Annotated in this window: 10 protein-coding genes; 4 read left to right on the top strand and 6 right to left on the bottom strand. The window is 62.2% G+C overall.

What is annotated here, in order from left to right; genetic code table 11:
- Positions 1–48 precede the first annotated feature (48 nt).
- Positions 49–1,080, bottom strand: a complete 1,032-nt coding sequence (sohB, locus tag HU762_RS21330; RefSeq protein WP_186640377.1) for a protease SohB — start codon at positions 1,078–1,080, stop codon at positions 49–51.
- Between the two features lie 260 nt (positions 1,081–1,340).
- Here sohB and HU762_RS21325 point away from each other — a divergent pair, with 260 nt between their 5' ends.
- The 3 genes from HU762_RS21325 (at position 1,341) to HU762_RS21315 (ending at position 3,438) form a co-directional block, all read left to right on the top strand.
- Positions 1,341–2,051 (top strand): histidine phosphatase family protein, encoded by a 711-nt coding sequence (locus HU762_RS21325; RefSeq protein WP_186640375.1) that lies wholly within the window; start codon positions 1,341–1,343, stop codon positions 2,049–2,051.
- A 52-nt stretch (positions 2,052–2,103) separates the two neighbouring features.
- The gene (locus HU762_RS21320; protein ID WP_186640373.1) at positions 2,104–2,421 is read left to right on the top strand and encodes an SCP2 sterol-binding domain-containing protein; all 318 of its coding nucleotides are present in this window, start codon (positions 2,104–2,106) and stop codon (positions 2,419–2,421) included.
- Between the two features lie 153 nt (positions 2,422–2,574).
- A complete protein-coding gene (locus HU762_RS21315; protein WP_186640458.1) occupies positions 2,575–3,438 on the top strand; it encodes a LysR family transcriptional regulator in 864 nt (287 codons plus the stop codon).
- A gap of 114 nt (positions 3,439–3,552) precedes the next feature.
- Here HU762_RS21315 and HU762_RS21310 read toward each other — a convergent pair whose 3' ends face one another.
- Positions 3,553–3,786, bottom strand: a complete 234-nt coding sequence (locus HU762_RS21310; protein ID WP_186640371.1) for a DUF465 domain-containing protein — start codon at positions 3,784–3,786, stop codon at positions 3,553–3,555.
- Positions 3,787–4,003: 217 nt separating this feature from the next.
- On the opposite strand from HU762_RS21310, the gene HU762_RS21305 reads away from it, so the two are divergent.
- Positions 4,004–4,525, top strand: a complete 522-nt coding sequence (locus HU762_RS21305; protein WP_186640369.1) for a DUF4142 domain-containing protein — start codon at positions 4,004–4,006, stop codon at positions 4,523–4,525.
- A gap of 65 nt (positions 4,526–4,590) precedes the next feature.
- Here the strand turns inward: HU762_RS21305 and HU762_RS21300 are convergent, their stop codons facing one another.
- From HU762_RS21300 to HU762_RS21285, 4 genes are all read right to left on the bottom strand, one after another.
- On the bottom strand, positions 4,591–4,872 hold the full coding sequence (locus tag HU762_RS21300; RefSeq protein WP_186640367.1) for a hypothetical protein: 282 nt from the start codon (positions 4,870–4,872) through the stop codon (positions 4,591–4,593).
- Between the two features lie 93 nt (positions 4,873–4,965).
- Positions 4,966–7,077, bottom strand: a complete 2,112-nt coding sequence (locus tag HU762_RS21295) for an ATP-binding protein (protein WP_186640365.1) — start codon at positions 7,075–7,077, stop codon at positions 4,966–4,968.
- Positions 7,078–7,336: 259 nt separating this feature from the next.
- Positions 7,337–10,435, bottom strand: coding sequence for an error-prone DNA polymerase (locus tag HU762_RS21290; RefSeq protein WP_202883648.1), 3,099 nt, complete (start codon positions 10,433–10,435; stop codon positions 7,337–7,339).
- A complete protein-coding gene (locus HU762_RS21285; RefSeq protein WP_186615210.1) occupies positions 10,411–11,832 on the bottom strand; it encodes a DNA polymerase Y family protein in 1,422 nt (473 codons plus the stop codon). The genes HU762_RS21290 and HU762_RS21285 overlap by 25 nt, the downstream gene beginning before the upstream one ends.
- Positions 11,833–11,838 lie beyond the last annotated feature (6 nt).

Raw genomic sequence — 11,838 nt, 5'->3', positions numbered from 1 at the left:
CGGGTGCGCCGGATCAGGGCTTTTTTATTGCCGATCAATGACCGCGCGTTACCAGAACCGCTGCTGCGTCAGGCGACTCCACCAGCTCAGCAGCACGCGGTCCACCGAACCGCTGGCGGCCATGCCGATACGCTCTTGCAGGCTTTTACGTTCGGCATAGTGCAGGTGATACAGCTCAGCGGTCTTGGCCCGTTCGGCCAGGTATTCGTCGCTGGTTTTCAGCTCGTCGACCAGACGCTTGCTCAGTGCGGCAACCCCCAGCCAGACTTCACCGGTCGCCACTTCATCGATGGCCAGTTGCGGGCGATAGTTGGCTACGAAGTTCTTGAACAGCTCATGAGTAATATCCAGGTCTTCCTGGAATTTTTCCCGGCCCTTCTCGGTGTTTTCGCCAAACACTGTCAGGGTTCGCTTGTATTCGCCGGCTGTCAGCACTTCGAAATCGATGTCGTGTTTCTTCAGCAGGCGATTGACGTTGGGCAACTGGGCGACGACGCCGATGGAGCCCAGGATGGCGAAGGGGGCGCTGATGATCTTCTCGCCGATGCACGCCATCATGTAGCCGCCGCTCGCCGCGACTTTGTCGATGCACACCGTCAGCGGCACGCCGGCCTGGCGGATCCGTGCCAGTTGCGACGAGGCCAGGCCATAGCTGTGAACCATGCCGCCACCGCTTTCAAGGCGCAGCACCACTTCGTCCTTCGGGGTCGCCAGGGTCAGCAGTGCGGTGATTTCGTGGCGCAGGCTTTCGGTGGCGGAAGCCTTGATGTCACCGTCGAAATCCAGCACGAACACCCGAGGCTTGGCGGCCGGCTTGTCTTTTTGTTTCTTCCCGGCCTTTTCAGCCTTGCCTTCGGCCTTGCGCAGGGCCTTGAGCTGGTCTTTGTCCAGCAGCGTCTGCTCCAGGCGCTCGCGCAACCCTTTGTAGAAATCGTTGAGCTTGCTGACCTGCAACTGCCCGGCCGACTTGCGTCGCCCCTTGCTGCGCAGCGCGGCAAAACTGGCCATGACCACCAGAATAGCGATCAACAGCGTCACCGTCTTGGCCAGGAAACCGGCGTATTCGACAAAAAACTCCACAGCGACTCCTTAAATGCAATGCGCCACTGAACGCAGGCGCGTAACGCTGCCAGCATACCCATGCGCCTGTCCTGCTGCCAGCCATGAAATCTGTGGTTACCTTAGCGCCCGCCAAGGTGAAGCCAAGCACTCAAGCGGGAGCAGGCTCCCTCGCTACAGGCTGTAACGGCCATTTCAAACAAGCGTATGTTTTTTCATTGACAGGCCAACGCCATCCTCATAACCTCGCCAAACCTTCAACGTACCGGGATGACGCGGACGTGGGCAGCATTTATCTGATTCGACATGGCCAGGCCTCCTTCGGTGCGGACGACTACGATGTCCTTTCGCCCAACGGCATACGCCAGGCCCAAGTGCTGGGCAGCTACCTGGCGGAGCTCGGTGTCGTGTTCGATCGCTGCCTCTCGGGCGACCTGCGTCGCCAGCAGGACACCGCCATCGGCGCGCTAGGCCAGATGGCCGCCGCCGGGCTGCCGGTTCCCGAAGTGGAAATTGACGCCGCGTTCAATGAATTCGATGCCGACGCAGTGATCCGCGCCCTGCTGCCGGAGATGCTGCCCCAAGAGCCCGAAGCCCTTTACATCCTGCGTAACGCTGCGCAGAACCGCGCCGAATTCCAGCGTATCTTCGCCTTGATCGTCGAGCGCTGGCTTGGTGGCCAATACGACCCGCCGGGGCTGGAAAGCTGGCTGGGTTTCGTCGAGCGCGTCCAGACCGGCCTGCAGCGCATCCTCGAAAAGGCCGACAAGACCGACAAGATCGCCGTGTTCACCTCCGGCGGGACCATCACCGCCCTGCTCCACCTGATTACCCAGATGCCTGCCCGGCAGGCCTTTGAACTGAACTGGCAGATCGTCAACACCTCGCTCAACCACCTGAAATTCAGGGGCCGCGAGGTAGCCCTGGCTTCCTTCAACAGTCATGCCCACCTGCAACTGCTGAAGACCCCGGACCTCATCACCTTCCGCTGAGGCCGGATTACCTGCAGACCCTTGCCGTACCACTCAAATAAGGACCGAAACCATGACCTCCGTAGCCGACGCCGTACAAGCCATGAAAGCCAAGTTCAACCCAGCCGCCGCTGCCGGCCTGGACCTGGTGTTTGGTTTCAACATCACTGACGAAGACAAGCAATACGCCCTGATCGTCAAGGACGGCACCTGCGAATTGCAGGAAGGCGAACATGCCGACGCCAATTGCACACTGATCATGGACAGCGAAACCCTCAAGGGCATCGTCAGCGGCGAAACCGACGGCATGCAAGCCTTCATGGGCGGCAAGCTGCGCGTTGAAGGCGACATGATGTTGTCGATGAAACTGGCCGAGCTGTTCCCTTCCTGAGATCGGCTCGCGCCACCGCTCTAGCCAGATCCCGCCCTTGTGGCGGGATTTTTGTTTCCTCTGAATGAGCCACCGCATCGCGAGCGGATCACGGTGGTATCGGACAAAACTGCCAGCTCTTACAATGCCCGCTTCCCCCGCATCGGCATGACCATGGACATCGACCTCGCCCGCACCTTCCTGGAAATCGTCCGCCACGGCAGCCTCGCCGCCGCGGCTGAAAAGCTGCACGTCACCCAGACGGCAATTACCGCCCGGGTACAGAAGCTTGAGAGCCAGCTCGGCTGTGGGTTGTTCGTGCGCAACCGGGCCGGCGCACGATTGACCGCCGATGGCGAAGCCTTCGTGGTCTATGCCAATCAGCTCGTACAAACCTGGGAGGCCGCTCGCCGCGATCTGCCGTTGCCCGAGGGTTATCGCAACGTTCTGCACCTCGGCGGGGAAGTCAGTTTGTGCAACCCCTTGATGCTTGCCTGGGCCGGCGCGCTGCGCCAGGCAATTCCCGGCCACGCCCTGCGCATGGACATCCGTGACGGGGAAAAGCTGTTGCAACAACTGGAGCTGGGGCTGCTGGACGCAGCGGTGGTGTATCAGCCCGAATACTGGCCAAGGCTGCAAGTCGAACAGCTTTTGGAAGAAAAACTCATCCTCGTGCGCCTGGCCGCTCGTCCCGAACCCTACGTGTACATCGACTGGAGCGCCGATTTCCGCCGGCAGCACGATACAGCACTGCCGGACAAGGCCAAGGCCGCCGTGACCTTCAATCTCGGCCCCCTGGCGTTGCAGTACATCCTGGAAAACGGTGGCAGCGGTTATTTCCGCACGCGGGTCGTACAGAGCTACCTGGACAGTGGAATCCTGGAGCGGGTGCCCAAGGCGCCGGAGTTCAACTACCCGACTTATCTGGTGTATTCCAGGGACCGGGATTCGGCGGCGTTGCAGCAGGCATTCGAGGTGTTGCGGGGAATCGTCAAGACGGGCAGCGATTGGTCCCAGCGCTGGGATCCCTTGGGTTGATGGGTTTGGAAGGGGCCGCTTCGCGCCCCAGCGGGAGCAAGCTCCCTCGCCACGTGAAGCGCCTATCGTCAGAAAGGCCCTTTGCAACTCAAAGGGCCCCGTATCTTGTTCAGGCTACTCCTGCATCAATGCAGCGATCTCGTCCTTGACCAATAACCGTTCTTTCTTGAGTGTCTCCAAAGCGGGGTCGGACAGCGTGACGGGTGGTTTCTCGGCATTCACGACCTCGGCATCAAGTCGCGAATACTTTTGAAGCAATGAGTCGAGCTTCGGGTCCTTGCTGCGCTTTTGCTGGATATGGTCTTTTGTGCATTTGAGATCCTGACAAAGATCATGGGACACCGGCATGGAGCACCTCCTTCATGAGTTCGGTGGCAAGCGCTTTTCAGTGCACTGCCAGTCCTCAGCATGGCCTTGCCGGTCGGGTTCTGTCGACCGCCAATCAGACCAGCGGTGACCGTTCGTCGTCCCGCCATGCGCTGCGATCAAACCTTCACCCACGTATCGCCCTCCATTGATCAGTGACCACAAGAAACACTTGTACAACCTGTGTGGAGACTTACCTATGGACAGATTTACCCTGCGTCAACTCGGCCTGGCAGTTGCCTTGAGTACCAGCATGGGCATGGCATGGGCCGCGACGTCCAACGACTTCGTCGACAACGCGGCGGCCGGCGGCATTGCGGAAATCGAAACCAGCAAGCTGGCGTTGCAAAAAAGCCAATCGGCAGACATCAAGGCGTTCGCCGACAAGATGATTGCCGACCACACCAAAGCCAATGAAGAGCTGAAGGCGCTGGCGCAAAAACATGACATCGAAGTCCCTGACGACACCACGCTGATGAAGAAGGCCAAGGCCAAGATTCTCGATGTGCGTGATGAGTCCTTCGATCCAGCCTACGCCAACAACCAGGTGATGGCCCACGAAGAAACCATTGCCCTGTTCAAGAAAGAAGCCGAGACCGTCACCGACGACAAAAAGCCCGGTAATACCGAACTGAAGGCGTTCGCCCAGAAAATGCTGCCGGCCCTGCAGCATCACCTGGAAGAGGCCAAGAAACTCCAGGCGGCTCACCCCAGCAAATAAGCTGTTTGAGGCCATGGAAAAAGGCCGTCTTCATTTGAAGACGGCCTTTTTGTTGCTTTTCGGGATCAGCCTCCGTCGGTGTCAATATCCGCGTCAGTGCTCTCGTTGGACTTAGGCCGATCAGGATCAGGCTCGAAGCCTGGACTGAAGGTGTTGTCATTGTCCTGGTGATGTTGTTTCTGATCGACCTCGCTATCAGCACTCTGGGCCTCGTCCGCCCCAGGTGGGCTCACCGGTTGGGCGCCCGACGGGTTGGCCTGGGTCTGCGGATCGATGGCCGGGTCGTTGCGTGGGGACGGGGTCTGCGTCTGGCCTTGCTGCTGCGAGTTTGCAGGCTTGTCGTTCATAGGTACCTCTCATGACAGGGCCGGTTAATGACCGGCCTTGGTTATTCGAAGGTCGCGAAGGGGCCTGGGTTCCATTTGTTTGCAGTGCAGCGTTCAGCCACCCAGTACTGACCTGACCATCCGGGTCAGCGCCTCCGGGTTATAAGGTTTGCTCAGCAAATGAGTATCGGGGCTCAATTGATGGTTGCGCGAGATGATGTCGCGCGTGTGCCCCGACGTGAACAGCACCGGTATCGGCGGGATCTGGACCTTGGCCCAGGCTGCCAGGTCGGAACTCTTGATCAGGCCGGGCATGACCACGTCAGTGAAAATCAGATCCACCGCGACGCCTTCCAGCAATAGCTTCATCGCCTCGTCGCCGTTGGTGGCGGTCAAGGTCCGGTAACCGGACAGTTCGAGCATGTCCACCGAGGCGCTGCGTACTTCATCGTTGTCTTCCACCACCAGGATCGTTTCCTGTCCGCCGCAGGCGAGCGTGCGCTGGTGCGCCGGATCCGAGGCTTCAGGCTGGTGGCTGCGCGGGAAGTACATGTGCACTTGGGTACCTTCCCCCGGGCGGCTGGAAATTTCGATATGCCCGCCGCTCTGCTTGACGAACCCGAAGACCATGCTCAATCCGAGCCCTGTGCCCTGGCCGTCGGTCTTGGTGGTAAAGAATGGCTCGAACACTTGGTTCAGGACTTCCGGCGCCATGCCTGCGCCGCTGTCGATCACCGACAGTCGTACGTAATCGCCGGCAGCGACGCCCTTGCCAACGCAGGACGATTCATCCAACACGATGTTATCGCCGATCATGCTGATGAAGCCTTCGCCGCCCATGGCATCGCGGGCGTTGATCGCCAAGTTCAACAGGGCATTTTCCAACTGGTTGCGATCGACATGGATACACCAAGGCTCAACGGGCAACGAGACCTCGATCCGAATGGTTTCGCCCAGGGCCCGTTGCAGCAACTCGCCCAGGCCGTCATAGATGCGCCGTGGGTTGTAGACCGCCGGCGACAATGGCTGGCGACGAGCAAAAGCCAGCAGTTGCGACGACAACTTGGCGCCCCGCTCCACGGCTTCGATTGAAGCCCCCACCCGCCGCTGCACGTTGGGATTGTCAGGTTCGTGACGAGCCAGCAAGTGCAGGTTGCCGGCAATCACCTGCAACAGATTATTGAAGTCATGGGCCACGCCGCCAGTGAGGCCACCGATGGCCTCGAGTTTCTGCGACTGGCGCAACTGCTCTTCAGCCGCCAACCGCGCCTGTACCTCGGCGGCAACGCGTTGCTCCAGATCGCGGGTGAACTTGAGCAATGAGGCTTCGGCGGTCTTGCGCTCGTTGATATCGATCAGCACACCGGGAAAGCGCAGGGGCTTGCCCAACGCATCGAACTCGCATCGACCGCTGGCCAGTACCCAAAGGTAATCGCCCTCGCCACGGCGCACACGGTACTCAGCGGTGTAGGGTGTGCCCGTGCGCACCGTCAGATCGACCCGTTGCTCAACGTCTTCAAGGTCATCCGGATGGATACGCTGGCGTGCGATTTCGATGGGCAATGCGTCCAGCGGACATTGCGGCGGATAGTCGAACGTACGCGCGAAACGCTCATCGCCAGACAGCGTGTCGGCCTGGATATCCCAGACAAACGAGCCCAGCAGCGGCCCGGCCGAGAGCGCCAGTTGGATGCGTTCATTGACCGCACGGTAACTGCGCTCAGCCTCTTGCCGGGCCCGCTCGGTCAGTACCAGTTCGGTGGTTTCCACGACGATGGCCAATACGCCCGCCGGTGTGTGATCGTCGTCCGGCACCGGGCTGTAATAGAGGTCCATCCAGACATCTTCGGGCTTGCCATCGCGCAGCAGCACCAGCTCCTTGCTGCGGTAGGACAAGGTGCCCCCGGCCAGGCACACGTCCAGCACGTGGCGATTGAACTCGGCCACTTCCGGCCAGCCCAACTCCACCGCGCGGCCCAATAGATAGGGATGACGGCCGCCCGCAAACTCGGCATAGGCGTCGTTATAAATCATGAAGCCCTGGCGGCCCCACAACATGACCATTGGCAAGGGCGAAGCCAACATCAATTGGACGGCACTGCGCAGGCTGGCGGACCAGTGCTCGATCGCGCCCAGTTCGGTGCGACTCCAATCGTACGCCCGGATGCGCCGGGCCATTTCGCCGTCCCATCCGGGACACCCGTTATTCTGGGATAAGAACTTCATGGAACGACTCTCGCCTCAAACTAACAGCAGGGAAGCGGCATACCACAAGTCCCTTGTGCTAGTGCTTCGAGCGCAACGTTGGCAATTGGTTTCATGCGGCAGGTGCGCGCCGCTCCCCGTGGCGAGGGAGCTTGCTCCCGCTGGGGGGCGCAGCCGCCCCAAATCGGTTTTCCTGATTCTTCAGACGGACCGCGCCAGCTGTATTGCGACGGCTGCGCCGCCGAGCGGGAGCAAGCTCCCTCGCCACGGGGCTGCAGCGCTAGCGGAAATCGCGACTGCGCACATGGATGCCCGCCAGCAGTCCGGTCAGGTCGCTCAAGCGCCCGGCGATCAGGTGGCGGACTTCACCGACACTCTCCCAGCGCCCATCCACCCTGAGCAATTGCGATCCCACCAGGACCTTGCGCTGGCGTTCGGCGAGGTCGCGCCAGACCACTACGTTGAGGTTGCCGAATTCATCTTCCAGGGTGACGAAGGTCACGCCGCTGGCCGTCCCCGGGCGCTGGCGACCGGTGACCAGACCGGCGACGCTGACGTTGCGACCATGTTCAACGTCCTGCAATTCCCGCGAACTGCGGCAGCGCCGGGCGCGCAGTTCGGGACGCAGCAAGGCCAGCGGATGGGGGCCCAACGTCGTGCCCAGCGTGGCGTAGTCGGCGAACAGGTTTTCTCCCACGGTGGGTTTTGGCAGGTCCACGGGCGGCTCTTCCTGACTGGGCAAGCCCGCGAACAGGCCCAGTTGTTCTTGTACCCCGGCAATTTCCCAACGGGCGCGGTGGCGATCTCCGGCCAGACCGCGCAAGGCACTGGCGTCAGCCAATTGCGCCAAGGCCCGGGCATCAAGTCGAGCACGCTCGCCGAGGTCGGCCACATCGCTGAAAGCCCGCTGCCCGCGAGCCACCTCAATGCGCCTGGCATCGTCCTCGCGAAAACCCTTGATCATGCGCAGGCCCATGCGAATGGCCGGTTGCCGGCCCTCCAAGGGTTCGAGGCTGCAGTCCCAATCGCTGGCGCGCACGTCCACCGGACGGATCTGCAATTGATGGCGGCGAGCATCCTGGAGGATCTGGTCCGGACTGTAGAAACCCATGGGCCAGCTGTTGATCAAGGCACAGGCGAACGCCGCCGGTTCGTGGCATTTGAGCCAGCTGCTGGCGTAGGTCAGCAAGGCGAAACTGGCGGCGTGGGATTCAGGGAAACCGTAATTGCCGAAGCCTTTGATCTGCTCGAAGATTTGCGCGGCATATTCAAGGCTGTAACCCCTGGCCTCCATCCCGTCGGCCAGCCGCTTCTTGTGAGGCTCAAGCCCACCGTGGCGTTTCCAGGCAGCCATGGAGCGCCGCAGCTGGTCCGCTTCGCCCGGGCTGTAACCCGCGGCGACGATGGCGATCTGCATGACCTGCTCCTGAAATAGCGGAACACCCAAGGTACGTCCCAATACTTCTTCCAATTCTGGCGACGGGTAAGTGACAGCCTCCTCCTTGTTCCGCCGACGCAGATACGGATGCACCATGCCGCCCTGGATCGGTCCCGGCCGCACGATCGCCACTTCGATCACCAGGTCGTAATACTCCTTGGGTTTGAGCCGCGGCAACATTGCCATCTGCGCCCGGGATTCGATCTGGAACACGCCGATGGTGTCGGCGCGGCTGATCATGTCGAACGTGGCTTTATCGTCCTTGGCCAGCGACGCCAAGGTATGGCGCATGCCCCGATAGTGCGCGATCAAATCGAAACATCGGCGAATCGCGCTGAGCATGCCCAAGGCCAGGATGTCCACCTTGAGCAGCCCGACCGCATCAAGGTCGTCCTTGTCCCACTGGATGATGGTGCGCTCGGCCATGGCGGCGTTTTCCACCGGCACCAGGGTGTCCAGGGGTTGCTGGGAAATCACGAAACCGCCGGGGTGCTGGGACAAGTGCCGGGGAAAGCCGATCAACTGCTGGGTCAGGCCCAGCACCCGGCGCAACACCAGGCTGTCCGGGTCGAAACCGCCCTCACGCAAGCGGTCCAATGGCGGTGCCTCGTCACTCCAACGCCCGCAGCAATCGGCCAGGGCATTGACCTGGTCCGGCGGCAGGCCCAGGGCCTTGGCCACGTCGCGCACCGCCCCGGCGCCGTGGTAAGTGCTGACCACTGCGGTCAACGCCGCGCGATGACGGCCATAACGCTGGAACACGTACTGCAAGACTTCTTCACGGCGCTCGTGTTCGAAATCGACATCGATGTCCGGCGGCTCATTGCGCTCGCGGGACAGGAAACGCTCGAACAGCATGTCCGTACAGCTCGGGTCGATTTCGGTGATGCCCAGGGCGTAGCACACCGCCGAGTTGGCCGCTGAGCCGCGTCCCTGGCAGAGAATATGGCGGCTGCGGGCAAATCTGACGATATCGTGGACCGTGAGGAAATAACTGTCGTAACCCAGCTCGGCGATCAACTTCAATTCCTTGTCGATCTGCACCCGCACCTTGTCTTCCACGCCGTCCTTCCACCGCTCGCGCACGCCGCGTTCGGCCAGCTCCCGCAGCCAGGACGCCGGGTCGTGGCCCTCAGGCACCAGCTCGCGCGGGTATTCATAGCGCAACTGATCGAGATCGAAGGTGCAACGCTGGGCGATCTCCAGGGTTTCGTCGAGCAAGGCGCGAGGGTAGAGATCGGCCAGATCCTTGCGACTGCGCAGATGGCGTTCGCCGTTAGGGTGCAAGCGCTGGCCGGCGTCGGCCACGGTGACGTGGTGGCGGATGGCGGTCATGGTGTCTTGCAAGGCGCGGCGACCGCGAACATGCATGTGCGCATCGCCCGTGGCGACGGCGGGAAGATCCAGGCGTGCGGCCAACGCCAGCAAGTCGGCCAGGCGCTTGCGGTCGTCCTGTCCGCAATGCAGCTGCACGGCCAGCCACAGGCGCCCGGCAAAAAACCGTTGGAGCCAACGGCCTTGCGCCTCGGGGTCCTTGCCGTCGGGAACCCACAACGCCAACAGTCCCGGCAGGGGTTCGTCGAAATCTTCCCGGACGATGCGATAACGGCCCTTCTCGCTGCGACGCCGGGCGCGGGTAATCAACCGGCACAAGGCTTGATAGCCTTCGAGATTTTCCACCAGCAGCACCAGCTTGGGGCCATCCTCGACCTGGATTTCGCTGCCAACGATCAGTTGCAGGTCCAGCTCTTTGGCCGCCTGCCAGGCTCGGACGATCCCGGCCAGGGTGCACTCATCGGTAATCGCCAGGGCCCGATAGCCCTGCTGTCTGGCACGGCGACACAGCTCCAGGGCGCTGGAGGCGCCGCGCTGGAAGCTGAAGTTCGACAAACAATGCAGTTCGGCGTAGTCGATGCTCATGCGAACCAGCCTTGCAGCCATAACGGCCCGCTTTCGCCCACCGGTCGATAGGCCCAGGCGCGTTGCCCGGTACGGGTTTCGATCAGGTAGTAATCGCGGCGCACATCGGCGCCGTCCCACCAGCCGGACTCGATGCGTTCCGGGCCCATGAGGATGCGCGCCTGGCCTTCGGGCAACGCTTGGGGCTCGCCAAGCAACCAGCCGGGACGCTGGACTTCATCGCGCAGAGGACAGGCCTGGAGCCGCGGCTCGGGCGTCAGTTGCCAAGCGCACTCGGGTCGATGATCGTCGCCAAACCCCAGCCCCTGCACGGCATCGTCGCCCAGGCGCGCCCGCAGTCGTTCGCGCAATTGCTCCCAGGGCAAGGACTGCTGGGGACGTTCGTCGAACAACTCCAGGCGCTGGGGCACGAAGCTCGGCAGGTCTTCGGCGCACAACCGAAAACCGCGCACGGGTGCCTCGACCTGTACCTGTTCGAGACGGCCACGGGCCAGTTCGAACAGCATCGAAGGGTCCCGCTCGGCGCTGAGCAGGCCGACCTTGATCACCGTGTCGGGCAAACCCGCATGCTCCAGATGCAGGTCAAAGCGCTGCACGCCGCTGTCGCGCCCGCATAAAAAGGCCGACAGATCACCGGTCAAGCGGCGCAACGGAAACAGCAACGCTTGGTGCGATTGCACGTCGTAATTGAGCTCGATACGCGCATCGAAACGGTCCGCAGGCAAGTAGAACGACAGCGCCAGGGTGCGACTGCCCGTCAGCGCGTCGAAGTGCTTGAGCACGTCGGCCTCGAAGCGCCGCGCCAGGGTGTGCCGGGGCAAGGCCTGGACCTGATCCAGGCGGCGCAGCCCCATGCGCGACAACGCCGTGGCGACGTCGGGCGCCAGGCCGATGCGGTCCACGGGCATGTGCCCCAGGTACGCTTGCAGGGTCTCGCCATCGGGCACCACCAGGGCATCATAAGCATTGGCCAGTACACGCGCCGCCACCGGGTTGGGAGCGGCGACGATGCGATGGCGAAAGCCCAGTTCCGTCAGTTCGTCCCGCAAGCGTGCCTCGAACACCGGCCAGGGCCCGAACAGCCCCAGGCTCGATTCGATTTCGAACACCACCGTGCGCGGGTAGTGCACGCTGACCTGGGAACTGAAGCGGTAGGCCCAGGCGGCTAGAAATTGTTGCCAGTGCTCGATCTGCGCCGCGTCGTACTCGGCCGTGGCAAACCCTTTGCTCAGGGCCTGGGCGGCGGTCATGGTCTGCCCGGGCCGCAAGCCCAGGGCGCGGGCCGGTTCATTGACCGCTTGCAACACCCGACGCTGGGCCGGACCGGTCAGCAGCGCCAGGGGCTCGTCGGGATCGGGGCGCTGGCGCAGCGCGGCGTCCAGCGCCAATTGCGGAAAGAGGATACAGACCCAGCGCATCGCAAC

Origin of the sequence: Pseudomonas sp. SWRI92 (genome assembly GCF_014268685.1) — a bacterium.
Classification (GTDB): Bacteria; Pseudomonadota; Gammaproteobacteria; order Pseudomonadales; family Pseudomonadaceae; genus Aquipseudomonas; species Aquipseudomonas marvdashtae.
This window is presented reverse-complemented; position numbering and strand designations above follow the sequence as displayed.

Excerpts from the sequence above, each read along its gene's own strand:
- HU762_RS21320 (WP_186640373.1), top strand. The coding sequence starts at position 2,104 with ATGACCTCCGTAGCCGACGCCGTACAAGCCATGAAAGCCAAGTTCAAC.
- HU762_RS21315 (WP_186640458.1), top strand. The coding sequence starts at position 2,575 with ATGGACATCGACCTCGCCCGCACCTTCCTGGAAATCGTCCGCCACGGC.
- HU762_RS21310 (WP_186640371.1), bottom strand. The coding sequence starts at position 3,786 with ATGCCGGTGTCCCATGATCTTTGTCAGGATCTCAAATGCACAAAAGAC.
- HU762_RS21305 (WP_186640369.1), top strand. The coding sequence starts at position 4,004 with ATGGACAGATTTACCCTGCGTCAACTCGGCCTGGCAGTTGCCTTGAGT.
- HU762_RS21300 (WP_186640367.1), bottom strand. The coding sequence starts at position 4,872 with ATGAACGACAAGCCTGCAAACTCGCAGCAGCAAGGCCAGACGCAGACC.
- HU762_RS21295 (WP_186640365.1), bottom strand. The coding sequence starts at position 7,077 with ATGAAGTTCTTATCCCAGAATAACGGGTGTCCCGGATGGGACGGCGAA.
- HU762_RS21290 (WP_202883648.1), bottom strand. The coding sequence starts at position 10,435 with ATGGCTGCAAGGCTGGTTCGCATGAGCATCGACTACGCCGAACTGCAT.
- HU762_RS21285 (WP_186615210.1), bottom strand. The coding sequence starts at position 11,832 with ATGCGCTGGGTCTGTATCCTCTTTCCGCAATTGGCGCTGGACGCCGCG.